This window comes from Streptomyces sp. IBSNAI002, from assembly GCF_052244475.1.
Lineage (GTDB): Bacteria > Actinomycetota > Actinomycetes > Streptomycetales > Streptomycetaceae > Streptomyces.
The window spans coordinates 3,901,409-3,927,073 of the sequence record NZ_JBQPXG010000002.1 but is presented as its reverse complement, the minus strand read 5'-3'; the positions used below and the strand labels follow the sequence as shown (position 1 = coordinate 3,927,073).

General features: G+C 73.0%; 24 protein-coding genes. 15 read left to right on the top strand and 9 right to left on the bottom strand.

Features of this window, described 5'->3' with window-relative positions:
* Window positions 1-61: 61 nt before the first annotated feature.
* Window positions 62-1,600, top strand: a complete 1,539-nt coding sequence (locus tag ACTVZO_RS18935; protein ID WP_443299517.1) for an alpha/beta hydrolase — start codon at window positions 62-64, stop codon at window positions 1,598-1,600.
* 37 nt (window positions 1,601-1,637) lie between these two features.
* Here the strand turns inward: ACTVZO_RS18935 and ACTVZO_RS18930 are convergent, their stop codons facing one another.
* Window positions 1,638-2,819 carry a lipase family protein gene (locus ACTVZO_RS18930; RefSeq protein ID WP_443299516.1) on the bottom strand — a complete coding sequence of 394 codons (1,182 nt, stop codon included), beginning with the start codon at window positions 2,817-2,819 and terminating at the stop codon, window positions 1,638-1,640.
* Between the two features lie 202 nt (window positions 2,820-3,021).
* On the opposite strand from ACTVZO_RS18930, the gene ACTVZO_RS18925 reads away from it, so the two are divergent.
* Complete coding sequence (locus ACTVZO_RS18925; RefSeq protein ID WP_443299515.1) at window positions 3,022-3,516, top strand: hypothetical protein; 495 nt, start codon at window positions 3,022-3,024, stop codon at window positions 3,514-3,516.
* Window positions 3,517-3,565: 49 nt separating this feature from the next.
* Here the strand turns inward: ACTVZO_RS18925 and ACTVZO_RS18920 are convergent, their stop codons facing one another.
* Window positions 3,566-4,576, bottom strand: a complete 1,011-nt coding sequence (locus tag ACTVZO_RS18920) for an AraC family transcriptional regulator (protein WP_443299514.1) — start codon at window positions 4,574-4,576, stop codon at window positions 3,566-3,568.
* Window positions 4,577-4,737: 161 nt separating this feature from the next.
* Here ACTVZO_RS18920 and ACTVZO_RS18915 point away from each other — a divergent pair, with 161 nt between their 5' ends.
* A complete protein-coding gene (locus ACTVZO_RS18915; protein ID WP_443299513.1) occupies window positions 4,738-6,471 on the top strand; it encodes an AMP-dependent synthetase/ligase in 1,734 nt (577 codons plus the stop codon).
* A 117-nt stretch (window positions 6,472-6,588) separates the two neighbouring features.
* Window positions 6,589-7,446, top strand: coding sequence for a trypsin-like serine peptidase (locus ACTVZO_RS18910; RefSeq protein WP_443299512.1), 858 nt, complete (start codon window positions 6,589-6,591; stop codon window positions 7,444-7,446).
* Here ACTVZO_RS18910 and ACTVZO_RS18905 read toward each other — a convergent pair.
* Genes ACTVZO_RS18905 through ACTVZO_RS18885 form a run of 5 tightly spaced genes read right to left on the bottom strand, consistent with a single transcriptional unit; the run spans window position 7,443 to window position 11,520 of the window.
* On the bottom strand, window positions 7,443-7,883 hold the full coding sequence (locus ACTVZO_RS18905) for an NUDIX hydrolase (protein ID WP_443299511.1): 441 nt from the start codon (window positions 7,881-7,883) through the stop codon (window positions 7,443-7,445). The two genes, ACTVZO_RS18910 and ACTVZO_RS18905, sit on opposite strands and share 4 nt — an antisense overlap.
* A gap of 40 nt (window positions 7,884-7,923) precedes the next feature.
* Entirely contained in the window at window positions 7,924-9,174 is a 1,251-nt protein-coding gene (locus ACTVZO_RS18900) for an ABC transporter permease (RefSeq protein ID WP_443299510.1), read from the bottom strand.
* Complete coding sequence (locus tag ACTVZO_RS18895; protein WP_443299509.1) at window positions 9,171-9,923, bottom strand: ABC transporter ATP-binding protein; 753 nt, start codon at window positions 9,921-9,923, stop codon at window positions 9,171-9,173. Before ACTVZO_RS18895 ends, ACTVZO_RS18900 begins: the two co-directional genes overlap by 4 nt.
* The gene (locus ACTVZO_RS18890) at window positions 9,920-11,014 is read right to left on the bottom strand and encodes a peptidoglycan-binding protein (RefSeq protein WP_443299508.1); all 1,095 of its coding nucleotides are present in this window, start codon (window positions 11,012-11,014) and stop codon (window positions 9,920-9,922) included. Before ACTVZO_RS18890 ends, ACTVZO_RS18895 begins: the two co-directional genes overlap by 4 nt.
* Complete coding sequence (locus tag ACTVZO_RS18885; protein WP_443299507.1) at window positions 11,011-11,520, bottom strand: hypothetical protein; 510 nt, start codon at window positions 11,518-11,520, stop codon at window positions 11,011-11,013. The genes ACTVZO_RS18890 and ACTVZO_RS18885 overlap by 4 nt, the downstream gene beginning before the upstream one ends.
* 90 nt (window positions 11,521-11,610) lie before the next feature.
* On the opposite strand from ACTVZO_RS18885, the gene ACTVZO_RS18880 reads away from it, so the two are divergent.
* From ACTVZO_RS18880 to ACTVZO_RS18845, 8 genes are all read left to right on the top strand, one after another.
* Window positions 11,611-12,273: a response regulator transcription factor gene (locus ACTVZO_RS18880; protein ID WP_443299506.1), complete on the top strand. Its 663-nt coding sequence runs from the start codon at window positions 11,611-11,613 to the stop codon at window positions 12,271-12,273.
* Complete coding sequence (locus ACTVZO_RS18875) at window positions 12,270-13,511, top strand: sensor histidine kinase (RefSeq protein WP_443299505.1); 1,242 nt, start codon at window positions 12,270-12,272, stop codon at window positions 13,509-13,511. Before ACTVZO_RS18880 ends, ACTVZO_RS18875 begins: the two co-directional genes overlap by 4 nt.
* 26 nt (window positions 13,512-13,537) lie before the next feature.
* Entirely contained in the window at window positions 13,538-14,410 is an 873-nt protein-coding gene (locus ACTVZO_RS18870) for a L,D-transpeptidase family protein (RefSeq protein WP_443299504.1), read from the top strand.
* A 204-nt stretch (window positions 14,411-14,614) separates the two neighbouring features.
* The gene (locus ACTVZO_RS18865) at window positions 14,615-15,562 is read left to right on the top strand and encodes an LLM class F420-dependent oxidoreductase (protein ID WP_443299503.1); all 948 of its coding nucleotides are present in this window, start codon (window positions 14,615-14,617) and stop codon (window positions 15,560-15,562) included.
* 24 nt (window positions 15,563-15,586) lie between these two features.
* Window positions 15,587-16,372 carry an SDR family NAD(P)-dependent oxidoreductase gene (locus tag ACTVZO_RS18860; protein WP_443299502.1) on the top strand — a complete coding sequence of 262 codons (786 nt, stop codon included), beginning with the start codon at window positions 15,587-15,589 and terminating at the stop codon, window positions 16,370-16,372.
* 105 nt (window positions 16,373-16,477) lie between these two features.
* Window positions 16,478-17,599 (top strand): LLM class flavin-dependent oxidoreductase, encoded by a 1,122-nt coding sequence (locus ACTVZO_RS18855; RefSeq protein ID WP_443299501.1) that lies wholly within the window; start codon window positions 16,478-16,480, stop codon window positions 17,597-17,599.
* A 234-nt stretch (window positions 17,600-17,833) separates the two neighbouring features.
* On the top strand, window positions 17,834-19,624 hold the full coding sequence (locus ACTVZO_RS18850) for an N-acyl-D-amino-acid deacylase family protein (protein WP_443303218.1): 1,791 nt from the start codon (window positions 17,834-17,836) through the stop codon (window positions 19,622-19,624).
* Window positions 19,621-21,102: an aldehyde dehydrogenase family protein gene (locus ACTVZO_RS18845; RefSeq protein WP_443299500.1), complete on the top strand. Its 1,482-nt coding sequence runs from the start codon at window positions 19,621-19,623 to the stop codon at window positions 21,100-21,102. The genes ACTVZO_RS18850 and ACTVZO_RS18845 overlap by 4 nt, the downstream gene beginning before the upstream one ends.
* A 9-nt stretch (window positions 21,103-21,111) precedes the next feature.
* Here the strand turns inward: ACTVZO_RS18845 and ACTVZO_RS18840 are convergent, their stop codons facing one another.
* Window positions 21,112-22,227: a DNA alkylation repair protein gene (locus tag ACTVZO_RS18840; RefSeq protein ID WP_443299499.1), complete on the bottom strand. Its 1,116-nt coding sequence runs from the start codon at window positions 22,225-22,227 to the stop codon at window positions 21,112-21,114.
* Window positions 22,228-22,513: 286 nt separating this feature from the next.
* Here ACTVZO_RS18840 and ACTVZO_RS18835 point away from each other — a divergent pair, with 286 nt between their 5' ends.
* Entirely contained in the window at window positions 22,514-24,079 is a 1,566-nt protein-coding gene (locus ACTVZO_RS18835) for an APC family permease (RefSeq protein WP_443299498.1), read from the top strand.
* A gap of 179 nt (window positions 24,080-24,258) precedes the next feature.
* Window positions 24,259-24,537 (top strand): hypothetical protein, encoded by a 279-nt coding sequence (locus ACTVZO_RS18830; RefSeq protein WP_443299497.1) that lies wholly within the window; start codon window positions 24,259-24,261, stop codon window positions 24,535-24,537.
* Window positions 24,538-24,562: 25 nt separating this feature from the next.
* Here ACTVZO_RS18830 and ACTVZO_RS18825 read toward each other — a convergent pair whose 3' ends face one another.
* Window positions 24,563-24,961 carry a VOC family protein gene (locus ACTVZO_RS18825; RefSeq protein ID WP_443299496.1) on the bottom strand — a complete coding sequence of 133 codons (399 nt, stop codon included), beginning with the start codon at window positions 24,959-24,961 and terminating at the stop codon, window positions 24,563-24,565.
* Window positions 24,962-25,062: 101 nt separating this feature from the next.
* On the opposite strand from ACTVZO_RS18825, the gene ACTVZO_RS18820 reads away from it, so the two are divergent.
* Window positions 25,063-25,665 (top strand): flavodoxin family protein, encoded by a 603-nt coding sequence (locus ACTVZO_RS18820; RefSeq protein ID WP_443299495.1) that lies wholly within the window; start codon window positions 25,063-25,065, stop codon window positions 25,663-25,665.

Genomic DNA, 25,665 nt, shown 5'->3' with positions numbered 1-25,665 from the left:
GGGCGCGTTTATCGTGGGCTGACCGCTCCTGCGGTCCGGGGGGTTGCCCGAGGAGGGCGCCGTGCACCGTTCCCGCCCCCGTGGCCGCTCCCGCGGCCCGTCCCGCGTCGCCGCGGCCTGTGTGCTGGTCCTGGCCTGCCTCGGCGCGGCGCCCGGCCCGAGCTCGCCGCCGCCCGCACCCGCCCCCGCCGTCCGGTGGGGGGAGTGCCCCGAACGGCCCGTGCCCGACGCCATGCGCTGCGGGACCGTCCAGGTGCCCCTCGACCACGCGGCGCCCGGCAAGGGCACGGCCGAGATAGCCCTGGCCCGGATACCGGCCACCAACCCCGAGAAGCGCCTCGGCTCGCTCCTGCTGAACTTCGGCGGCCCCGGCGCCCCGGGCATCGCGAGCCTGGCCGCCGACCCCGACGCCTTCGCCGAGCTCGGCGAGCGCTACGACCTCGTCGCCTTCGACCCGCGCGGCGTCGGCCACAGCGAGCCCGTCTCCTGCGGGGGCTCCCAGCACACCGCCCTGGAGGAGGGAGCGGACGCGGCGGCCGTGCTGGCCGCCCTGCGCGCCGTGGTCAGGAGCTGCGAGCTGGCCTCCGGCCCCGTCCTCCCGTACGTCGGGACCGTGCACGTCGCCCGCGACATGGACGTCATCCGCCGGGCACTGGGCGACAAGAAGCTCAACTACCTCGGCTTCTCGTACGGGACCCGGCTCGGCGCCGTCTACGCGGCGCAGTTCCCCGGCACCACCGGCCGCATGGTCCTCGACGGCGTCGACAGCCTCACCGAGCCGCTGACGGAGCAGGCCCTCGTCTCGGCGCGGGGCCAGCAGCGGGCCCTGGAGAACTTCCTGACCTGGTGCGCCCACCAGTACGGGTGCGTCTACGGGACCAACACCCGCACCGCCAGGGAGAAGGTCGAGGCCCTGGTGACCCGGCTCGACGAGGAGCCGCTGGTCGGGCACGACGGCTCGTACGTGACCGGGCAGGACCTCGTCTACGCGATCGGCGCCGCCCTGTACTCGCCGCTGATGTGGCCCGCGCTCGCCGACGCGCTGAAGACGGCCGAACGGGGCGGCGACCCGGCGGAGCTGCTCCAGCTCGGCGCCCCGGTGGAGCCGTCCGACGGGGAGGAAGAGGTGCCCGACGGCCCCGGGAAGGTGCCGGCCGACAACAGCGAGGCGGCGCTCGTCGCCGTGAGCTGCGCGGACGACCCGGACCGGTCGGACGAGAAGGCGGGTGCGGCCGCCGTCGAGAAGGAGATGGAAGCCCTGGAGGAGGAGTTCCTCAAGGCCTCGAAGATCTTCGGGCCGAGCCAGCTGTCGACGGTGCTCTCCTGCTACGGCCGCCCGGCGGGCACCGACTTCATCCGGCGGATCGACCGCCCGGGCGCCCCGCGGATGCTGCTGGTCGGCACCCGAGGGGACCCGGCGACCCCGTACGAGTGGACGGAGGAGACGGCCGAGCGGCTCGGCTCGGCCGTGATCGTGGACTACAAGGGGGACGGGCACACCGGCTACGGCTCCTCGCCCTGCGTCAGCGAGTACGTGGACCGCTTCCTGCTCAGCGGGCGGCTGCCGTCCGGGACGCGGTCCTGCCCCGCCGTGGAGTGAACGCACGGAGGGGCAGGTGCCGCACCGCCGCGGGGCGTCAGCAGTTGGAGTGCGTGGCGCGTCCGGCGAAGCGGTCCGCGAGCCAGTTGCCGGCCGCCGGCGACTGGGTGATCACACCGCTGACGTGCTCACCGATCCAGATGGTGTCGAATTCGAGGTTCGCACCCCGCGCGCACCAGTCGGAGCGCAGCCCGCGGCCCACCCCGTAGGGGATCAACTCGTCGGCGAGCGCGTGGTACTGGTACACCGGCGCGGCCGGGGCGGTGCGCCCGAGCCGGCTCTGGCCCAGCCGGGCCTGCCAGTCGGGCTGGCCGAGAGGGTTGCGCGTGGTCAGGTCGGAGATCCGCTTGAAGGAGCCGGCGATCGCGTCGATCGCCACGCAGTTCTCCTTCATGCCCGCGACCAGCGCCTTGCCGGCCGGGTTGAGGTAGGAGTCCAGCTTCAGCTCGGGGAAGGCGGCGTCCTGGCCGGCCGCCGCCATGAAGATCAGTCCGGAGCCGAAGGAGCCGTTGTTGGAGTCGGCCACCTTCAGCAGGTCGGCCGGGACGCCGCCGGTCGCCGTGCCCTTGACCTTCAGCTCCGGGGCGTACGAGCCCTGCAGTTCGGCGGCCCAGCTGCTGGCCTGGCCGCCCTGGGAGTAGCCCATGATGCCGACCGGGGTGTCGGCCGGGAGGCCTGCCTCCGGGAGCCGGGTGGCGGCGCGGGCGGCGTCGAGCACGGCGTGCCCGGCCGAGGGGCCCACGGTGTAGGTGTGCACGCCCGGGGTGCCGAGGCCCTCGTAGTCGGTGACGACCACGGCCCAGCCGCGCAGGGTGAGTTGCTGGATGAGGTTCGCCTCCATGGCGGTGCCGTACGGGATGTTGTTGCTCGGTGCGCAGGAGTCGCCTATGCCGACGGTGCCGACGGCGTACGTGATGAGCGGGCGCGGGCCGGTGCGGCCGTCCTGCGGGACGATGACGGTGCCCGAGACGGTGTTCGGGGTCCCGTCGGCGGTGGTGGAGCGGTAGTGGATCTTCCAGGCCTTGGTGCGGGTGGGCTGGCCGGGCAGCGGGTGGAAGGCGGAGGGGGCGCTGCTGACCAGGTCTCCGGGGCGGGCGGTCTGCGTGGCGTCCGCTTCGGCGGCGGTGGCGCCGGTGGTGGCGCCGGTGGCGGTGGCGGGGATCGCGGCCGAGAGGGCCAGGGCGGCGACGGCGGCCAGGGCGGTGCTTCGGAATCGCATGGGCGGCTCTCCCAAGGGTCCGGGTGGGGGTAGGTGAGGCGACGGTAGTGACCGACCGGTAGGAAGGTCGCTGACCGTGCAGCTCAGCTTTCCTGGCCGGGAATCGCAGGCCTTGTCCGGCGCGGCGGGGGTGCGGTACAAACGCGCGACACACCGGGTCGGTTCTCGGCCATCGGGTGGCCGATAACCTCTGGGGGTTTCCGTGTCCGGACGCGGAGAGAAGTTCAAGCAGCGGGCGACGCTCTGCCTCGTGCTCGCGGGCATCGCGGCCGGGGTCTTCTTCTTCGTCGGCAGCGGTTCCCAGAAGCCGACGGGCTGGGGCGCGGCCTACGCCTTCGGCGCCCCGGCCGGTGTCGAACTGCCCTCGCGGTGCGGTACGGAGACCTTCGTCCGGGGCGGCAGCGGGAGCCGGGGCACGGCGAAGTGCGAGGGCACGCGGTGGACGGCCGGCGGGGTGCCGCGGACGGGCACGCTGTACGCGTACGCGGACGAGATCGGGAAGGACGGCGGCGGGAAGCTGGTCTTCGAGGGGGAGGCGCGGGCGCTGGGTGACCGGGTGTACGGAGAGCCGGAGTCCTGGGAGAAGGCCCTCCACCTGACCACCCTGGGCCTGGCCGCCCTCGCCGTCCTCGGCCTCGCCCTCTCGGCCCTGGCCGCGCTGTTCGCTCCGCGCGGAGCCCGTCCCCGGAGGGGCTGACCGCTCGCCTCGGTCGCGCCCCAGGAAGGGTGCCGGGCTCGCCGGCTGGTCAAGGGCTCGCCGCGAGGCGGTACGCGCCCGGGGTCGTGCCCGTCCAGCGGCGGAAGGCCCGGTGGAACGCCGTGTCCTCCGAGAAGCCCAGCCGGGCCGCGAGCTCCGCGATCGGTTCCCCGCTCTCCGCCAGCCCCGCGATCGCCGCGTCCCGCCGGACATGGTCCTTCAGCTCCTGGAACGAGGTTCCCTCCTCCCGCAGCCGGCGCCGCAGCGTCGCCGGCGACACCGCCAGCCGCGCCGCGACCTCCCCCAGCTCCGGCAGCCGCGGCGAGCCGCGCAGCTGCCGGGTCAGGGTCCGGCGGACCTGCTCCGCGACCGTCGTCCCGTACTCCGGCCGCGACAGCAGGTCGAACGGCGCGCGCCGCAGCATCGCGTCCAGCGCGGGCTCGTCCCGCACCAGCGGCGCCGTCAGCCAGTGCGCGTCGAAGACCGCACCTGTACGGGCCTCCCCGAAGCGGACCGGGCAGTCGAAGAGGATCTCGTACTCGTCCTTGTGCGGCGGCGGGGGATAGCAGAAGGCGGCGTGGGCCAGCGGGATGCGCCGGCCGATCAGCCAGCTGCTCAGCCGGTGCCAGATGGCCAGCACGCACTCGGTCAAGAACCGTTCCTCGTCCCGGGCGAAGTCGTTGCGCACCGTGAACCGCGCCTCCGCTCCCACGACGTCGAGGGTGAGCTCCGGCCCGCCCGGGAACAGCCCGTAGAACGCGGCCGCCCGCTCCATGGCCGCGCCCAGATCCCGGCAGCCGAGCGAGGCGTAGCACATCATCGCGAAGGTGCCGGGCCGGCTGGGGACCGGGCTCAGGCCCAGGAACTCGTCCTGCGTGGTCCGGTACAGCGCCCGGAACAGGCGCGCGAACTGCGCGGGCGTGATCCGGGCCCGGTCGTCGCCCAGCAGCAGCGGCGGGATCTGCGCCTCCTGGAGCAGCGGCACCATGTCGATGCCGCTGCCGCGCGCCCCCGCGAGCAGGGCCCGCACGTGGTGCACGGTGATGGTCCGCCTCCCCATGCTCCGACGGTAGCCGCCCGCGCCGCCGTGCGATACGGCGTCGGCGCGCCGTCCCGGCCGGGATGAGCGCTGCGGCCAGCACGGCTGACGCTTCCGGTCATGCCGCCGGACGCCCCCGGCTGCCTAGCGTCGGGAGTCACCAACTCCCGGGAGGGCACGCGATGGACGTCGACGGCCGGCCGAGCACCCTGGCGCAGTTCACCCAGTGGACCGGGGAGAGGTACGGGCCGGAGACGGCCCTCAGGTTCCGGGCGCCGGGAGGCGGCTGGCAGACCCGCACGTACGGGGAACTGGGCGCGGAGGTACGGGCCGTCGGGCGGGCGCTGCTCGGCCTGGGGGTGGCCGCGGGCGAGCGGGTGGCCGTACTGGCCGAGACCCGCCCGCAGTGGACGTACACCCATTTCGGGGTGCTGGCGGCGGGCGCGGTCCTCGTCCCGGTCTATCCGACGGCGGGGGAGGAGGAACTGGCCTGGGTCCTGTCGGACTCGGCGGCCGCGGTCGTGGTCTGCGACGACGCGGCGCAGGCGGCCCGGGTCGAGGCGCTGCGGCCCGCCCTGCCCGCGCTGCGCGCGGTGGTGGGGATGGACGCGCTGCCGGGCCTGCCGCAGGCTCCGGAGGCGGCGCTCCTCGCGCGCGCCGCGGCGGTCGCGCCCGGGGCGGACGCGTCGATCGTCTACACCTCGGGCACCACGGGCCTGCCCAAGGGCTGCCGGCTCACCCACGGCAACCTGGGCGCGATCCAGGACGCCACCCTCCCGCTCATCAAGGGCGGCCCGGGGGACTCGACGTACCTCTATCTGCCGCTCGCGCACCTGCTGGCGCAGCTGATCCAGTTCACGACGCTGCTGGAGGGCGGTGAGCTGTGCTACTTCGGCGGCCGGATCGAGGACGTGCTGGCGGAGCTGGCGGAGGTCCGCCCCACCCACCTCCCCTCCGTGCCCCGGCTGTTCGAGAAGCTCCACTCGGTGGTGCTGTCGCTGGCCGAGGGCCGGGAGGGCGGCCGGGAACGGCTGGAGGAGGCAGTGCGGCTGGGCCTGCTCGCGGCGGAGGGCCGGCTGCCGGACGAGCTCCGGGACGCCTACGAGGCGGCGGAGAAAACGCTGTACTCCCTGGTCCGGGGCGCGTTCGGGGGCCGGCTGAAGTGGGCGCTCACCGGCGGCGCCCCGATCGCCCCGGCGACCCTGGACCTGCTGAGGGCCTGCGGGATCGCGGTGTACGAGGGGTACGGGATGACGGAGTCGGGCGGTGTCATCTCCCTCAACCACCCGGGCGCGGTCCGGTACGGGACGGTGGGGCGCCCCATCGCGGGCTGCGAGGTGCGCATCGCGCGGGACGGGGAGGTGCTGGCGCGCGGGCCGATGGTGTTCCCCGGCTACCACGCCGACGCGACGGCCTCGGCGCAGGCGCTGGACCCGGACGGCTGGCTGCACACCGGGGACCTCGGGGAACTGGACGCCGAGGGGTACCTGCGGATCACCGGGCGCAAGAAGGAGATCGTGATCACCTCGGCGGGCAAGAACCTGACGCCGACGGAGGTCGAGTTCGCCATCCAGCGCTCGCGCTACGTCTCCCGCGCGGTGATGGTCGGCGACCGCCGCCCGCACCCGGTGGCCCTGATCACCCTGGACGCGGAGGAGATCGCCGCCTGGGCGGCCCGCGAGGGCCACGACCTGGGCGCCGCCCCCGCCTCCCACCCGGCGGTCCGCGCCCTGGTCGGGGCGGCGGTGGCGGAGGTCAACGCCACGGTCTCCCGCCCGGCCCGCATCCGCGCCTTCCACGTCCTCCCGGAGGACTTCACGATCGCGTCCGGGACCCTGACGCCGACGCTGAAGCTGCGGCGCCGGGCGGTGGCGGAGCGGTACGCGGCGGAGATCGAGGCGTTGTACGCGGGCTGAGCGCCTCCCGCGGTGAGCGCGGGGACGGGGCCGCGGGGCGCGGGGCGGGATCCGTGCGCCTTGCACCCGGCCCCGCCCGCGGGGCATGCTTCGCCCGGGTGCAGCGGAAGGATCATCATGTCGGTGGACAAGCGGACCGTCGTGACCGTGGTGCTGTGTGCCCTCGCGGCACTGGGGGCCTCCGCCGCGGTGGCCGAGCTGGCGCCGCCGCCCGGGGCGGACGCGCCCGCGCGGGCGAAGGCCGCGACCACGCCGTCGCCGACGGCCCCGTCGCGCTCCCAGGCGGCGAAGCCGCAGCTGACCACCCCGCCCAAGAGCACGCTGCCGCCGGCCGTCACCCCCCAGCCCGGCGGGCCCGCGGCCTTCACCGGGGCCCTGTTCACGAACGGTCTGGACAGCGACCACTTCTGCACCGCCACCGTGGTGCAGAGCCCCGGCCGGAACCTGATCATCACGGCCGGGCACTGCCTGCTCGACGGAGACCAGGGCGGCGGCACCGCCGTCTTCGTGCCCGCGTACGCCAACGGGTACGCCCCGTACGGCACGTGGAAGCTCGAGGAGGTCTTCGAGGACGAGCGCTGGGCCGAGGGCACGGACGACAGCTACGACCTCGCCTTCGCCCGCCTGGCCCCCGACGCCACGGGCCGGAACATCGAGGACGTGACGGGGGCGGCCGTGCTGGACACCAGCGGCCGCTCGGCCGAGGAGGTCACCGTCACCGGCTACCCGGCCGACCGCAAGGTGCCCCGTACCTGCACGGCGGTCACCGTCCGCGAGAGCGACACCGAACAGCGCTTCGACTGCGCCGACTTCCCCGGCGGCACCAGCGGCAGCGCCTGGATCGCCCGCGACGGAAAGATCATCGGCATCCTGACGGGCGGTGACACGGACGACGTGTCGACCAGCACCATCCTGGGCGACTACGCCGCCTCGCTGTACGGCAAGGCCACGACGGGCACGGCCCGGCCGAACTAGCCGATCAGTCCCAAGTGCACCGGCCCGGCCGGTGCGTTCGCCAGGAGGTCCGGCAGGCGCGGCGGCCACAGGGGTTCGCCCAGGGTGGCCAGGCGCTGCGGGGAGAGCCACTGCCAGTGGATGTCCGGGTGTTCGAGCACCGGTTCGCGGTGCGGGCCCGTGGTGAGGTAGATGTGCTCGTGCTGGCGGACCGGGATGCCCTGGTGCGTGAAGTCGTGCTCCCAGGTGCACAGCAGCCGCCCCGGCTCGAGGTCGGTCCAGCCGGTCTCCTCCCGCAGCTCCCGCCGTACGCACTCCTCGGGGCTCTCGCCCGGGTCGATGCCCCCGCCGGGCGGCAGCCAGTGGATGCCGACCTCCACGTTGTTCTCGCGGAAGAGGAACACCGACCCGGCGGGGGACAGGATGACAACGCGCGCTGCGTGACGTGGAGTTCGCATCGGACCAGCGTACGCCGGTGATCGCGGCCGGCTCCGGGGATTATCCGGCGGCCAGCGCCAGCGTCGGGGACAGCTTCGCCGCCCGGACCGCCGGGTAGAGACCGGCCAGGGTGCCGATGGCCAGGGTGGCCGCGAAGCCGCCGCTGACCGCCCAGAGGGGGACCACCCAGGGCAGGTCGCCGGCCCGGGCGTAGACGGCCGTGGCCGCCGCGCCCAGGGCGATGCCGGCGAGGCCGCCGAGGCCGGACAGCAGCAGGGACTCCGTCACGAACTGGATCCGGATCTGCCCCTTCGTGGCGCCCAGCGAGCGGCGCAAGCCGATCTCGTGGCGGCGTTCCAGTACCGAGATGATCATGGTGTTGGCCACGCCGACCCCGCCCACCAGCAGCGCGATCCCGCCCAGTCCCAGCAGCAGCGTGCTGAACGCGCCCTCCGTGGCCGCCTTCGCCTGGAGCGCCGCCGACGGGTCGCTGACCGCGACCGCGCTCGGCGTCTGCGGGTTGGCCGTCTGGGCGATCAGGTTCCGCACCTGCGCCACCCGGTCGTCCGCCGACCGCTCGTACACCGCCGTCGGGTGCCCGTCGAAGCCGAGCAGCTGCTCGGCCGCGTCCCAGCCGATCAGGGCCGAGCGCTCGATCTCCGGGGCCAGCGGCACCGGCGCCAGGATGCCGATCACGGTGAAGTACCGGCCGCCGATGAACACCTGCTGGCCCGGCTCGGTGATGCCCAGGCGCCGGGCCGAGACGTCGCCGAGCACCACCGAGGGGTAGCGGCCGGTGGCCTCGTTGAGCCAGGTGCCGCTGCCCATCCTGGCGCGCAGGGTGCCCAGCAGGTCGTCCTTGGCCGCCTTCAGCACGATCCCGCCCGTCTCCTCCGCCGGGATGTTCTCCGAGCGGCGCACGGACTCGGCCACGTCACCGGTGGTGCCGATCGACTCGACCCCCTGGATGCGGGAGATCATGCCGGGGGCGTCCTTGGGCAGTTTGGTGTCCTGCCCGTTGAACATCCCCTGACCCGGCGTCGCGACCAGCATGTTCGTCCCGAGCCGGTCGAGTTCGCGCAGCAGCTTGGCCTGGCTGGAGGAGGAGATCCCGACCACCGCGATCATCGTCGCGATGCCGATGGCGATGCCGAGCGCGGACAGGAACACCCGCATCGGGCGCGAGCGCAGCCCGGCCGATCCGACGTGCAGGACGTCACGGGGGGTCAGCCTGGGCGGGGTCAGCCGCACGGCACGACGGGCCCTGCGGCTGCCCGTACGACCGCCCGCACGGCCGCTCGTACGGCTCATCCCGCCACCCCCGCCCCGGCCGGCCCTGCCGCAAGGGCCGCCGCGGCGGCCCCGGCCGACGCGTTGCGGACATCGGCCACGATCTCGCCGTCCCGGATCCGGACCTGGCGCGGCAGGCTCGCCGCGATCTCCTGGTCGTGGGTGATCACGGCGATGGTGGCCCCGTCCGCGTTCAGCTCGTGCAGCAGCTCCATCACGGACTCACCGGACGCCGTGTCCAGCGCGCCCGTCGGCTCGTCGGCCAGCAGCAGGTCGGGTGCGCCCGCCACCGCGCGGGCGATCGCCACCCGCTGCTTCTGCCCGCCGGACAGCTCGTGCGGCCGGTGTTCCAGCCGGTCGCCGAGACCGACCCGCTCCAGGGCCCGCTCCGCCCGCCGGCCGCGCTCGGCCCGCGAGAGGCCGGAGTACAGCAGCCCCTCGGCGACGTTCGCCCGGGCGCTGACGCCCGGCACCAGGTGGAAGGACTGGAAGACGAAGCCCACGTGCCGGGACCGCAGCGCCGACAGCGAGCGGTCCGAGAGGGCCGCGACGTCGTGGCCGACGATCCGTACGCCGCCCGCCGTCGGCCGGTCCAGGGTGCCGACGATGTGCAGCAGGGTGGACTTCCCGGATCCGGACGGGCCGACGATGGCCAGCAGCTCGCCGCTCGACACGGTCAGGTCGACCCCGCGCAGGGCCGCGACCCCGCCCGGGTACTCCTTGGTGACCCCGGACAGCTCGACCACGGGAGCCGGATGCGTGTGCGTCATAGCTTCGGGATCCCCACCTGCATGCCCTCCTTGAGGGCGTCGCCGGTCACCTCGACCCGGCCGTTGCCGAACATGCCCAGCTCCACCTTGACCTCGCGCGCCCTGCCGTCCTCGACGACCTGCACGCCGAAGCCGCCGCCGGTCAGCGCGAGCAGCGCGTTGACCGGTACGGAGAGCACGCCCTTGCGCGTCTCGCCGGTCAGGCCGACCGACACCGGGGACTGGTCCGGGGCGTTCACCTCGGCGGGTTTGTCCAGCGCGACGACCACCTCGACCTTGGCCTTCTTGTCGCCGCCGCCGGGACCGCCGCCGCCCTCGCCCTTCTCGTCCGGACCGGCCGTACCGCCCACCGAGTCGATCTTGCCGGTGACCGTGGTCCCTCCCGGCAGCCGCACGGTGACCGGTTCGCCGGTCTTCGCCGCGCCCGCCTTCGCCGCGTCCATCTGGAAGCGGACGACCCGCTCGGTGCCGGTCAGGGTCATCACCGGCTTGCCCGGGCCCGGCTCGTCACCGACCGCCGAGTCGTTCTTCTTGACCCGCTGAGGCCCCGAGGCGAAGGCGATGTCCTCCTTGGCGACCTCGCCCGTCTCCGGCACCTTGTGCGCCTTCTGCCACCGTTTGACCGCCGTGGCCGTACCGGCCGTGAAGGTGCCGTCCTCGGGATCCAGCCCGGTGCCGTGGCCCAGCGCCTGGAGGTTGCGCTTGAGCTGCTTGACGTCGTCGCCCTTGTCCCCGGCCTTCAGCGGCCGGTACATGGGCGTGGACCCGTACATGAGCCGCACCGGCTTGCCGTTGACCTCGTACAGCTTCCCGTCCCGCTCCACCGCCGCACCCTCGCCCGCGACCCAGGTCAGCACGCCCGGACCGGCCGAGTTGACCTTGCGCTCCTGGGCGTAGCCGAGGGTGCCCTCCACCTGGAGGCCCGAACTGAGGTCGCCGCGCTGCACCGGCGCGGTGGCCGGTGGCAGACCGCTGCCGCGCTGCTCCTGCCCGCTCTCCTGCTGCGGCTGGGCCATGACCGCGTACCCGCCGCCCGAGGCGGCGAGCACGACGGCCAGTGTTCCCAGCAGCCATTTGCCGCGCTTCCTCACGACCGGGCCGCTTCGCACTTCTTCTGGGCGTCCTCGAAGGCCTTCTCCTGGCCCTGGGGGATCTCGATGCCGCTCCGCGCCCCGCCGTTGTACTCAGGGTCCTTCAGCTGGATCCCGTTGTCGCGCATGCAGCGGATCCACTTCAGCTCCTTGTCCTTCTCCTCCTGGGTGGGCTCCTTGCCCGAACCCGGGCCGCTCATCCCGCAGGCCTTCATGGCCTCCTGCATCTTCTCGGGGTCGGCGCCGCCGCCGACCGTCATCCCGCGCGGGTCCTGGCCGGGCGCGGGGTCGGGCGCGTCTATGCCGTGGTCGCGCAGGCACTGGCGCATCTTCACGGCGTTGTCCGCGTCCGAGCCCGAGCCCGAGCCGGAACCGCCGCCCGACGCGGAGTCGTTCTTGCCGGTGTTCCCGCCGTTCCCGCCGTCCGAGCCGCCCGCACATCCGGTGACGGCGAGTGCGAGACCGGTGATGACAGCGGCCGTGGTCATGATGAGGGATCGCTTCATGCGGCCGACCCTGCGGCAAAGGGCCCTTTCGCTTCCCTCTCCGACCGTGCTTACAACGCCGAAATACCGATGTCGGGTAGAGAGGACGCCATGCGCGTACTGGTGGTGGAGGACGAGGAATTCCTCCGGGAGATGATCGCCGAGGGGCTGCGCCGCGACGCGCTGGCCGTCGACGAGGCCGGCGACGGCCTGGAGGCCCTGGAGCGCCTGCGCCTGGGGGCGTACGACGTGCTCGTCCTGGACCGCGACCTGCCCGGACTGCACGGCGACGAGGTCTGCCGCCAGGTGGTGCGCGAGCGGCTGCTGACCCGCGTCCTGATGCTGACCGCGTCCGGGACCGTACGCGACCGGGTCGAGGGCCTGGGCCTGGGCGCCGACGACTACCTCACCAAGCCCTTCGCCTACGACGAGCTCCTCGCCCGCGTCCTCGCCCTGGGCCGGCGCGCCCGCCCCGCCCTGCCGCCCGTACTGGAGCGCGCCGGGATCGCCGTCGACACCGCCCGCCGCAGCGCCACCCGCGACGGACGCCGGCTGGCCCTGTCCCGCAAGGAGTTCGCCGTCCTGGAGGCGCTGCTGCGCGCCGAGGGCGCGGTGGTCAGCAACGACGACCTCATCGAGGACGTCTGGGAAGAGGACACCAGCTACTCCACCAACGCCGTCCGCGTCACGCTCAGCAAGCTCCGCGCCAAGCTGGGCGAGCCGCCGCTCATCGAGACCGTGCCGGGCGCGGGCTACCGGATCGCGGCCCGGTGACCGCGTTCGCCCGCCGCGTCCTGCGCACCGAACGCGGCCGGCTCACCGCCCTGTACGGCTCGCTGCTGCTGCTGGCGGGCGGCGGACTGGTGGCCCTGGTCTACGTCCTGCTCGGGCAGGGGCTCTACGCGAGCGTCAGCGGGGCCGTCAGCACCGTCTCCCCCGCACTGCGCCTGGGCGAACGGCTGGAGACGGACCCCGGCCGCACCCCCGCCCCCGCCCAGAGCATGGCCCCGGGCGAGGCACCCTCGCAGGAGCAGCTGAGGGGCTACGCCCTCACCCAGAACCTGACGGGCGCCGTCACCGAGGCGACCCAGCACCGGCTGCTGACCGTCTCGCTCATCGCCCTCGCGGTGTTCGCCGTGCTGTCGATCTGGCTGGCCTGGTGGATGGCCGGCCGGGTGCTGCGCCCCGTCGCGGTGATCACCGGGACCGCGCGGCGGCTGTCCGGCGAGAACCTGGACGAGCGGATCGCCCTCGACGCCCCGCCCGGCGAGCTCAAGGAGCTCGCCGACACCTTCGACGCGATGCTGGGGCGGATGGAGCACCTGGTCTCCGCCCAGCGGCGGTTCGCGGCGAACGCGGCGCACGAACTGCGCACCCCGCTCGCCGTGCAGCGGGCGGCGGCCGAGATCGGGCTGGCCGGGGAACCGTCGCCGGAGCGGGTCGCCCGGATCCGCGAGCGGCTGATCGGCGTCGCCGACTCCAGCGAGCACCTCATCGAATCGCTGCTCCTGCTCGCGGTGTCGGAGGAGGGGCTGGAGTCGGCCGAGCCGGTGGACCTCGCCGCGCTGGCCGCCGCCGAGCTCGCGGCCTGCCCGCAGCAGGGTCTGACGGTGCAGCGGACGCTGGCCCCGCTGACCGTCATGGGCGACCGGACCCTGCTGGGACACCTGGTCCGCAACCTGCTGACCAATGCCGTACGTCACAACCGCGCGGGCGGCCGGCTGACCCTGGCGACCTCCGCCGAGGGGGAACTGACGGTGTCGAACACGGGCCCGGTGATAGATCCGGGCGACGTGCCGAAGCTTCTGGAGCCCTTCCGGCGGCGCGCGGAACGGCAGCACACCGCAGGTGAGGGCGCCGGTCTGGGGCTGTCGATCGTCGCGTCGATCGCCCGTGCGCACGAGGCGGAGCTGACGGCGCGGGCCAATCCGGCCCCGGACGGCGGGCTGACCGTCGGTGTCCGCTTCCCGGCGGCAGACCTCCGGCGGCAGGGCAGCGTTCAGCCGCGGTGAAGGGCGGCTGATGTACGGTCGGTTCAATGAGCAAGCACCGCCGAGCCCGCTCCCGCACGCTGCGTCCCTCGCGTACGCCTCGTCAGGGACGCACTCGTACGTCCTCGCCCACGTCCCGTCGGGTGGCCCTCGTCGCCACCGCCGGGCTGCTGACCTTCGCGGCGGGCTGGGTGTACGCCCTCGACCAGAAGGCCGTCGGCACCTCGTCGCAGGCGAGCGCCGACTCCCGCCCCCCGGCCGCCGACCGCGCGGCGCGCGACGCCCAGCGGGGCGCCTCCGAGGCCGCGCCGAAGGCCGCTCCCCGCGATCCCCTCCAGGGGCTGACCGGCATCAGCGAGCAGACCCTGGCGAAGATCCCGGCCGATGCCCGCCAGCTCGTCCTGGTCACCGGCAAGGCCGGGGACTCCTCGGAGTCCACCGCCGCGTTCTACACCCGGCCCGCGGCCGGCGCCGACTGGGTGCGCGGCGAGAGCTGGCCGGCCCGCAACGGGGCGAAGGGCTGGTCCACGGAGCGCACGTACGGGGACCTGACCTCCCCGCAGGGCGTCTTCGCGCTCACCGACGCGGGCGGGCTGCTGCCGCCGCCGTCCGGTACCCGGCTCCCGTACCACAAGGACGGCGCGTTCGTCGCCACGGGGCGCGGGGTGAACGGGGAGTCGCTGGCGGGCTCCTTCGACTACGTCGTCGCCATCGACTTCAACCGCAGGCCGGGGAAGTCGCCGCTCGACCCGGTCAAGCCGGAGGGCGAGCGCAAGGGCGGCAACATCTGGCTCCACGTGGACCACGACGGCCCCTCGCAGGGCTGCGTCGGCATCCCGAAGGACGCGATGAAGAAGGTCCTGGAAACCCTCGACCCGGCGGCGAAGCCGGTCATCGTGATGGGCCCCGAAGGCTTCTGACGTCCCGCTCCGTCAGCTCCGGCCGGCCGTGCCCGGTCGGCCTCGACGAGGGCACAGCCGCTACGGGTACGGGTGCGTACCCGTACCCGCGACGGCCGGGCCCCGGGCGATCCGGTCACCCCTCTTGCCTGACGGTCCGTCAGCTACGACGATGGCCCGGCACCGATATGACGAATCGGCAGACGAAGGCGAGGCGGGTCCGGCATGGCGCGCGTGTTTCCGGAAGGTCGGCTGGTCTACGGGATGCAGCTCCCGGTCCAGTCGCAGAGCACCATCTACGCCGAGCCCTGGGAGGCGTCGGCCACCGCCGCCGACCTCGCCGAGGTGGCGCGGGCCGCTGACCGGGCCGGCTTCGGGTACGTGGCCACCTGCGACCACGTGGCCATCCCGAGGCGGCTCGCCGGCCCCATGAGCACCATCTGGTACGACCCGGTGGCCACCCTGTCCTTCCTCGCCGGCATCACCGAGCACGTGCGGCTGCTCAGCCACGTCGCGATCCTGGGCCTGCGCCACCCGCTGATCAGCGCCAAGCAGTACGCCACCCTCGACCACCTGTCCGGCGGCCGGCTGATCCTCGGCGTCGGCGCCGGGCACGTCCAGGAGGAGTTCGAGATCCTCGGCGTGGACTTCGCCCGCCGCGGGGCCGTCCTCGACGAGACCCTCGACGCGCTGCGGGCCGCGCTCGGCCCCGAGGAGTACCCGGAGTTCGAGGGCGAGCTGTTCTCCTTCAAGGACCTCGGCCAGCTGCCCCGGCCCGCCCAGGAGCGGATCCCCGTATGGGTCGGCGGCTCCTCGCCCGCCGCCGTCCGCCGGACCGCGCTGCGCGGCGACGGCTGGCTGCCGCAGGGCGACCCGCGCGAGAAGCTCCCGGCGCAGATCGCCCGCATCAAGGAGCTGCGTGCCGAGGCCGGGGTCACCGGCCCCGTCGAGTTCGGCGCGATCACCGAGCCGCTGTACGTCGGCGAGCCCGGCTGGGACACCGGCCGCCGCGCCCTCACGGGCAAGGCGGAGGTCCTCGCCGAGTCCCTGCGGGAGTACAAGGCGCTCGGGGTGGACCAGATCCAGGTCCGCTTCCGCAACCGCGACCGCGCCGAGCTCGTGGACCAGATCACCGCTTTCGGGGCCGAGGTGGGCCCCCTCCTCAACGACTAGGCCGCGAGTGACTGGGAGTACGGCATGGGAAAGCTGGACGGACGCGTCGTCATCATCACCGGCGCCGCACGCGGGCAGGGAGAGCAGGAGGCCCGCCTCTTCGCCGCCGAGGGGGCCAGGGTGCTCCTCGGTGACGTGCTGGACGAGCAGGGCGCCGCCGTGGCCAAGGAGATCGGCGAGGACCGGGCCCGGTACGTCCGCCTCGACGTGAGCCGCGAGGAGGACTGGGCGGGTGCGATAGCCGTCGCGCGGGAGGCCTTCGGCCCGGTCGACGGCCTGGTCAACAACGCGGGCATCCTGCGCTTCAACGAGCTGACCGCGACCCCGCTGGAGGAGTTCCAGCAGGTGGTCCAGGTCAACCAGGTGGGCGCCTTCCTCGGCATCAAGTCGGTCGCCCCCGAGATCGAGGCGGCGGGCGGCGGCACGATCGTCAACACCTCCTCGTACACCGGCCTGACGGGCATGGCGTACGTCGGTACGTACGCCGCCACCAAGGCGGCCATCCTCGGCCTGACCCGGGTCGCCGCGCTGGAGCTGGCGGGCAAGGGGATCCGGGTCAACGCGATGTGCCCGGGGGCCGTGGACACCCCGATGGCCAACCCCGGCCTGCTGGATCCGGCGGGGCTCACGGACGAGGCGCGCGAGGCGATGGCGCAGCTGTACAAGCGGGTCGTGCCGATGGGGCGGGTCGGGCAGCCGGAGGAGATCGCGAAGCTGGCCCTCTTCCTGACCAGCGAGGACTCCTCGTACATCACCGGCCAGCCGTTCGTGATCGACGGCGGCTGGATGGCGGGTGTGAGCATCCTCTAGTCGTATCTGATGGAGCGTCAGGTATTGACGCTCCGCCCCCGGCGATGGAACAGTCGAGACATCGAATCTGACGCAACGTCAGAAATCAAAGGACGGTGAACCCCCTTGGAATTCGGGCTCTTCGTGCAGGGATACGTGGCCGAGTCACGGTCCAAGGTCGACCCCGAGGCAGAGCACAAGGCGCTGATCGAGGAGACCGAGTACGTCATCCAGGGCGACAAGTCGGGCTTCAAGTACGCCTGGGCCTCCGAGCACCACTTCCTGGAGGAGTACTCGCACCTGTCGGCGAACGAGGTCTTCCTCGGATACCTCGCGCACGCCACGGAGCGGATCCACCTCGGCTCCGGCATCTTCAACCCGCTCGCCCCGGTGAACCACCCGGTGAAGGTGGCCGAGAAGGTCGCCATGCTCGACCACCTCTCCAAGGGCCGCTTCGAGTTCGGCACCGGCCGCGGCGCGGGCAGCCACGAGATCCTCGGCTTCCTGCCCGGCATCGAGGACATGAACGGCACGAAGGAGATATGGGAGGAGACCATCGCGGAGTTCCCCAAGATGTTCCTCCAGGAGGAATACGAGGGGTTCCAGGGCAAGCACTGGTCGCTGCCGCCGCGCAAGGTCTTCCCCAAGCCGTACGGCAAGGCGCACCCGGCCATGTGGTACGCCGCCGGCTCCCCCTCCTCGTACGCGATGGCGGCGAAGAAGGGCCTGGGCGTGCTGGGGTTCAGCGTGCAGAAGGTCTCCGACATGGAGTGGGTGCTCGACCAGTACAAGACGGCCATCCAAGAGGCCAAGGCCATCGGGGCCTTCGTCAACGACAACGTCATGGTCACCTCGACGGCGATCTGCGCCGAGACCCACGACAAGGCCGTCGAGATCGCGGTCAACGCCAACATGAACCGCTTCCAGTCGCTGGTCTTCCGCTACCACGACACCTTCCCGCGGCCCGAGGCCATCCCGCAGTGGCCCGAGCTGCTGCCGGAGTACAACGCGGAGATCATCGAGCTGCTGATCGCCGAGGAGCTGATGATCTGCGGTGACCCGTCCGAGGTCCTCCAGCAGTGCAAGCGCTGGGAGCAGGCCGGAGCGGACCAGCTCTCCTTCGGGCTGCCGACCGGGGTGTCGTACGAGGACACGATGACCACGATCAAGCTGATCGGCGAGCACGTGATCCCGGAGATCGACACGGATCCGGTCCACCGCACGACGCGCTTCCGCGAGGCCGCGTAGCGCTAGGCCCGGCGGGGGTACAGGGGCCGCGTCCCCGACCCCCGACCCCCCGGACAGGGGCGGCGTCTTCCCGGACCGCCGCCCCGCACCGGCCCCGGCCGGGCGGCCACCGGCCGGGGCCCAGCCTCCACCCGCAGGTGCGGCGCCGCTGCGGGGGCTCCGCCCCCGAACCCCCGCGCCTCAAACGCCGGCGGGGCTGGATAGTCCAGCCCGCCGGCGTTTGAGGCGCGGGGTCTGGGGCGGAGCCCCAGGAACGGCGCCGCACCTGTACACCGCACCGGCAGAAGGGACGTCATGCTCGACCACCTGATCAAGGGCGCCACCGTCGTGGACGGCACCGGCGCCCCCGCCCGCATCGCAGACGTCGGCATACGCGACGGCCGCATCGTCGCCATCGGCACGGTCACCGAAGAGGCCCGCACCAGTGAGGACGCCACCGGCCTCGTCCTGGCCCCCGGCTTCGTCGACCCCCACACGCACTACGACGCCCAGCTCTTCTGGGACCCGTACGCCACCCCCTCCATGAACCACGGCGTCACCACCGTCGCCGGCGGCAACTGCGGCTTCACCCTGGCCCCGCTCAACCCGGCCCGCCCCGAAGACGCCGACTACACGCGCCGCATGATGAGCAAGGTCGAGGGCATGGCCCTCACGGCCCTGGAGGAGGGCGTCGACTGGACCTGGTCGAGCTTCGGCGAGTACCTCGACGCCCTCGAGGGCCGGATCGCCGTCAACGCCGGGTTCATGGTCGGCCACTGCGCCCTGCGCCGTCACGTGATGGGTGAGGACGCCGTCGGCGGGCAGCCCACCCCCGAGCAGATGCAGGAGATGCTCGACCTCTTCCACGACGCCATGAACGCCGGTGCCTGGGGCCTGTCCACCACCCAGTCCTCCACCCACTCCGACGGCTCCGGCGCCCCCGTCGCCTCCCGGCACGCCAGACCCGCCGAACTCCTCGCCCTCTCCAATGCGGTCGCCGAACACGAGGGCACCCAGCTCGAAGCCATTGTCGCCGGCTGCCTCGACCAGTTCTCCGACGCGGAGATCGACCTCTTCGTCGAGATGAGCGCCGCCGCCGGCCGCCCGCTGAACTGGAACGTCCTCACCATCGACGCCTCCGTCCCGGAACGGGTCCCGCGCCAGCTCGTCCCGAGCGAGCGCGCCCGCGAGGCCGGCGGCCGGATCGTCGCCCTGACCATGCCGATCCTCACCCCCATGAACATGTCGCTCGGCACCTTCTGCGCGCTCAACCTCATCCCCGGCTGGGGGGACGTCCTCGGACTGCCCGTCCCCGAGCGGATCGAGAAGCTGCGCGACCCGGCCGTACGCGCCGTGATGCTGGAGCGGGCCGCCTCCAAGGAGGCCGGGGTCTTCCGCCGCCTCGCCAACTTCGGCCGCTACGTCATCGGCGACACGTACAGCAAGGAGAACGAGTCCCTGTCCGGCCGCGTCGTGGGCGACATCGCCGCCGAGCGCGGCCAGGACGCCTTCCAGTGCCTGGTGGAGATCTGCGCCAACGACGACCTGCGCACGGTGCTCTGGCCGATGCCCACCGACAACGACCCGGCGAGCTGGGCCCTGCGAGCCGAGACCTGGCAGCACGAGGACGTCATGCTGGGCGGCTCCGACGCCGGCGCGCACCTCGACCGCATGTGCGGGGCCCCGTACACGACCCGCTTCCTCGGCGACTGCCTGCGCGGCCGCAAGCTGGTCCCGCTGGAGCAGGCGGTACGGATGCTCACCGAGGACCCCGCCCGGCTGTTCGGGCTGCGCGAACGCGGCCGGATCGCCGAGGGCTACCACGCGGACCTCGTGCTCTTCGACCCGGAGCGCATCGACGCCGGGCCGGCGACCCTGGTCCACGACCTGCCCGGGGACAGCCCGCGGCTGGACGCGCGGGCCGTCGGGATCGTCTCGGTACGGGTCAACGGCGTGGAGACCATCCGCGACGACGAAGTGACGGGCGCGGTCCCGGGCACCGTGCTCCGGTCGGGCAGGGACACGAGGACGGTGAGCACGCGGTGACCGAAACGCAGAGGCACGAGGCGGGCAGGCTCTTCATCGGCGGTGAGTGGGTGGAACCGGCGGGCGGCCACTACGAGGTGGTCAACCCGGCGGACGAGTCGGTCGTCGGGCTCGCGCCCGAGGCGTCCCCGGCGCAGGTCGCCGAGGCGGCGCGCGCCGCGGCCGAGGCCTTCGGCGCCTGGTCCCGTACGAGGCCGGAGGAGCGGGCCGTGATCCTGGACCGGGCCGCCGACATCATCCAGCGCGAGTACGAGCCGTGGACCGCGCTCGCCCAGGCCGAGACCGGCGCGCCGACGGGCATCGCCCGGGGCATGCAGGTCGGGGTGGGCGTGGCCCGGTTCCGGCGGTACGCCCGCGGAGCCCTCGAACCCGTGGAGAAGGGCCTTGCGCCGCAGGTGACGGAGGCCGGCCCGATGGGGAAGGCGGGCATCCTCGGTGCGCTGGAGGTGCGCCAGCCGGTCGGTGTGGTCACCTGCATCACCTCCTACAACAACCCGTGGGCGAACCCGGCGGGCAAGGTGGCCCCGGCGCTGGCCATGGGCAACACGGTGGTGGTCAAACCGGCCCCGCAGGACCCGCTGTCGGTGTTCAAGATGGCCGAGGCGCTCGCGGAGGCGGGGGTCCCGGCCGGTGTGGTGAACGTGGTCAACGGCCAGTCGGTGGCGGTCGGCGAGGCGGCCGTGGACTCCCCGGACGTGGACATGGTGTCCTTCACCGGCTCCACGGCGGTCGGGCAGCGCATCGCCGAGGTGTGCGGGCGGTCCATGAAGCGGCAGCTCATGGAGCTGGGCGGGAAGGGCGCGGCGGTCGTCTTCGAGGACGCCGACCTGGACGCCGCGATGATGGGCATCGGCACCACCTTCTCCTTCTACTCCGGGCAGATCTGCACCGCCCCGACCCGGGTGATCGTGCACCGGTCCGTCCACGACGCGCTGGTGGAGAAGCTGACCGGATACCTGGCCTTCATGAAGGTCGGCGAACCGGCGGCGCAGGGCACGGTGGTCGGCCCGGTCATCTCCGCGGCCCACCGCGACCGGGTGGAGTCGTACGTCGAGCTGGGCCGCAAGGAGGGCGCGCGGATCGCGGTCGGCGGTGACCGGCCGTCGGTCCGCCCGGACGGCAAGGGCTTCTACGTGGCCCCGACCCTGCTGGTGGACTGCACCAACGACATGCGGGTGGTCCGCGAGGAGATCTTCGGCCCGGTCGTCGTGGTCGTCCCCTTCGACACGGAGGAGGAGGCCGTGGCCCTGGCCAACGACTCCGACTTCGGGCTGATCAGCTACGTCTGGTCGGGGGACGCGGCACGCGCCTTCCGCGTGGCCCGGCGGCTCCGCTCGGGCGGGGTGGGCGTGAACACCATCGGCCGGAACATGGAGGCGCCGTTCGGCGGCTTCAAACGGTCCGGTGTGGGACGCGACGTCGGCTCGTACGCGCTCCACGCCTACAGCGAGATCCAGTCGATCGTCTGGACCACCTGACGGCGTCCCCTAGACCACGGCCGGACCGGTGCGGGGCGCGTCCAGCGCGAACGCGGCCTCGCCCCGGACCCGGCCGTTGACCTGCAACTGCACCAGGTGCTCGCCGGAGTGGTAGCGGCGGGTGGTGATGGGTTTGAAGGAGTGGCGCTTGGTGCCGGTGAGGGTCTCGCCGGGGGCCAGGGCGCGGGTGGTGAGCTTGAAGACCTTCGGGGTGCGGCTGCCGTTCGCCTTCGTGTGGTGGACGACGTAGTCCACCACCAGCTCGGCCGGCTCGCCGCCGGTGTTGGTGAGGGCGTAGTCGAAGACGAGGTGGTCGCCCACGGAGATCCGGGGCGTGCGGACCACCGGTCCCGTCACCGTGACCGGGACGTCGGGGGAGTGCCCGAGCAGGGTCAGCGCGTCGGGCCGGCCGGCCTTGATCAGGGTGCGCAGTCCGTGCCGGACGACGCGATCCGTCGTGGGCGGGACCTCGCCCCCGCCCAGCCATCCGGCCGCGGTCTCCACGGCGAGCGCGGGGTGGTCCCGGCTGATGTCGTTGAGGTGGTTGGAGACGGACCGGCGCACGTACTCCGACTCGTCGCGGTACAGGGCGTCGAGCACCGGCAGCGCCGGGCGGGGGTCGGCGACGAAGGCGGGCAGCTGCGGAGCCCACGGCAGCCGCGGCCGGGTCCCCTCGCTGGCGAGGCGGCGCACGTGCGGGTCGGGATCGGCGGGCCAGTCCCGTACGACGGCCAGCGCGCGGGCCGGGTCGGCGCGCAGGAAGGGCCGTACGGCGGATTCGGCGGTCAGCCGCGGCGTGAGGTCGTGCAGCAGCGCGAGGCCGGGCTCGAACACCTTCAGTCCCCGCACGGCCACGGCCTCGTCGACGGGGAGGGTCATCCAGCCGTCGAAGCCCGGGTCGGCCAGTGCGGTGCGCACGACGGCCTCGAAGCCGGTCCAGTCGTCGGGCAGGTCGGCGAGGACGGCGTCGCGGACGGCGGCGACGCGCGCGCTGTACGACAGGCCGTCGAGTGCGCCGGCGCTCTCGCGCAGGGCGGGCGAGGTCCGGCGGCCGGCCGCGCGGGCCAGCCGTCGTGCCAGGTCGCCGACGGTGTCGGCGCTGAGGAGTTCGTCGGCCGTGGGCATGGGGTCAGTCTGGCCCATGCGACCCGTGGGCCGAAGCGGGTTACCGGTGGTCACCACAAAGTCACGAGGGAAACTTTGAAAACGCCCAAATCGGACATGGCTGCGGTTTCCGTATGGCGAAAGAGTTCCCTGAATGCCTGCTGAACCGTGGCTGGATTCGTTCGTGAACCTTGTATTGCGTTCTCGTGAACGGCGGAGGTCTCTGGATTCAAAGGCAATCCAGGGGCTTTGGGTCCGGACTTACGTCCCTCATATATGGAATGCGCAGCATCTAACGTCCTGACTCATGACTCAGCTGGACGTTCGGCCTCAGGCCGGAGACACGGTAAGCGGCGTCGCCGAGGGCGATGTTCGCGGCAAGGGCCTCGGCAAGGGGTCCGTCGGCCTGGTGGGAAGCGCCGTCATCGGCATCTCGACCGTCGCCCCTGTCTACTGCCTGACCTCGACCCTCGGCTCCACGGCCGGTGAGGTCGGAGTGCAGATGCCCGCGATCTTCTTCGCCGGGTTCCTGCCGATGCTCCTGGTGGCCTTCGCCTACCGCGAGCTCAACAAGGCCATGCCGGACTGCGGCACCTCCTTCACCTGGACCGTGAAGGCCTTCGGCCCGCGGATCGGCTGGATGTGCGGCTGGGGCCTGGTGATCGCCACGATCATCGTGCTCTCCAACCTGGCCGGCGTCGCCACCTCCTACTTCTGGCTGCTGGCCGGCGAGATCACGGGCAACGAATCGATCGCCGCGCTGGACGACAACAAACTCGTCCACATCGCCACCTGCCTCACCCTCATCGCCGTCGCGACCGCCATCAGCTACCGCGGCATGACGGCCACCAAGGGCGTCCAGTACGCCCTGGTCGGCCTCCAGCTCGTCGTCCTCGCCGTGTTCGTCGCGATGGCCTTCCAGAAGGCCTCCGCCGGCACCTTCGACACCGGCCTGGACTTCTCCTGGTCCTGGATGAACCCCTTCGCGGTCGAGTCCATGGCGGCCTTCACCGCCGGACTCTCGCTCTCGATCTTCATGTACTGGGGCTGGGACGCCTGCCTGGCCACCAACGAGGAGACCACCGGCTCCACGAAGACCCCGGGCCGCGCCTCCCTCATCGCCATGGTCGTCCTCGTCGGCTCCTACCTGGCCACCGGCGTCGCCGCCCAGATGGCCGTCGGCTCCGGCGGCGAGGGCCTCGGCCTCGGCAACGAGGAGACCTCCGGAAACGTCTTCGCCGCCCTCGCCGGCCCGGTCATGGGCCCGGCGCTCGGCATCCTGCTCTTCGTCGCGGTCCTGGCCTCGGCCGCCGCCTCCCTCCAGACCACCTTCATCCCGGTGGCCCGGACGGTGCTCGCCATGTCGACCTACGAGGCCCTGCCGCCCGCGTACGCCAAGGTCCACGAGCGGTTCAAGACCCCGGGCCGCGCCACCGTCGTGGCGGGTGTCGCCACCGGCGCCTTCTACACCGTGATGACGCTGGTCAGCGAGAACGTCCTGACCGACACGATCTTCGCGCTCGGCCTGATGATCTGCTTCTACTACTCACTGACGGCCTTCGCCTGCGTCTGGTACTTCCGCGGCGACCTGCGCCGCTCCGCCCGCGACCTGTTCTTCAAGGGTGTCTTCCCGGTCCTGGGCGGCCTGCTGCTGGCCGCGGTCTTCTTCAAGACCCTGTACGACGCCTACGACCCGGCCTACGGCTCCGGCTCCACCCTCCCGGGCGTGGGCGTCGGCAACGTCTTCGTCATCGGCGTCGGCCTGCTGGCCCTCGGCCTGGTGATCATGTTCATCACCGAACGCCGCAGCCCGGCCTTCTTCCGCGGCGAGGTCCTCACCAAGTCCACCCCGGCCCTGGTGGTCGAGGACTGACCCCACCCGGCCCCGCTCGGCCCCACCCCACGCCACCTGGCGAGTCAGCGCCGCGGCCCCGGATCGATCCCCCCGATCCGGGGCCGCGGTGCGTGCCGCCGGACATCCGATGCGCGCAACGGCCGGGACGAGGGGGTGACCCGGGCAGTGGCGGGGTCGTTGGGCACGGCATGAATGCCATGAAGCGCACCCTTTCCGCCCTGCTCCTCTCCGGCGGGGCCGCCCTCGCACTCAGCCCCGTCGCCGCCCACGCCGACGAGCCGGCCAAGGCGCCGCCGGTCGCCGACCGCGTGATCGACATCGTCGACCACCCCGCCCAGACCGTCCAGGACACCAAGACCGCGCTCGGCGCGACCGCCGCGGCGGCCGGATCCGCGACCAAGGCCACCGACTCCTCCCTTTCGGGCGCGGGCAGCGCCCTGTCCAGCGGCCTCCCCAGCGCCCCGAAGGTCGGCTGAGGGCTTCCCGGAGCGCCCCGGCGGCTCAGCCCCAGGTGCGGGAGCAGAGCACCAGGCGGTAGCCGTCGGGGTCGGCGACGGTGACACCCCACTCGTCCCAGTACGGGTTGTGGGCGGCGACCCGGGTCCCGCCGTGCGCGACGAGCCGCTGGACGAGGGCCTCGTCGGGGGCCCCGCCCAGGTAGACGACGAAGAGGTCGTCGGCGGTGGGGGAGGGCGCGACCGGGTTCCCGGCGTCACGCGTCAGCTCGAAGTGCCAACCGCCCCCGGCGGGCCCGACCATGAGCAGGTCGTGCTCCCCGGGCACGCTCTCGGCGGTGCGCCACAGCACGTCGAGCCCGAGCCCGTCGACGTAGAACCGCTCGGCGGCGGCCAGGTCGAGGGAGGGGCGGGCGACGCGGACGTGCGTACGTGAATCGATCATGCGGTGCAGCGTACGGAACCCGCCCGTGACCGCGCGGCGGTGGTGCGCAGGGCGGTGCGCAGGGTGGGAATGTGCCGCCGGGCACGGCAGTTGCACGCACCATGACCACCGACGCAGCGCATGACACGGACCGCTCGTTCCTCTTCGTCCTCGGCAGCTCCCGGCCCGACGGCAACACCGAGATCCTGGCCCGCGCCGCCGCCGAGCAACTGCCCGCCGGCACCCCGCAGCGCTGGGTGGACCTGGCGCAGCTGCCGCTGCCCGACTTCCAGGACGGCCGGCACGAGACCGGCGGCTGGCCGGTCGGGGAGACCGAGGAAGAGCTGCGGCGGGTCACGCTGGAGGCCACCGACATCGTCATCGCCTCGCCGCTGTACTGGTACTCCCTCTCCGCACAGACCAAGCGCTACCTGGACTACTGGTCGGGCTGGCTGGGCGTGCCCGGCCTGGACTTCAAGAAGCGGATGGCGGGCCGGACGCTGTGGGGCGTCACCGCCCTGGCCCACGAAGAGGAGGAGGTCGCCGACGGGCTGATCACCAGCCTCAACCACTCGGCCGCGTACATGCGGATGCGGTTCGGCGGGGTACTGCTCGGCAACGGCTCCCGGCCCGGCCAGGTGCGCGACGACGAGCGGGCGATGACCCGCGCCAAGACCTTCTTCGCGCGCGAGACCCCGCCCGCCCGGTTCCCGTACGAGGCGTAG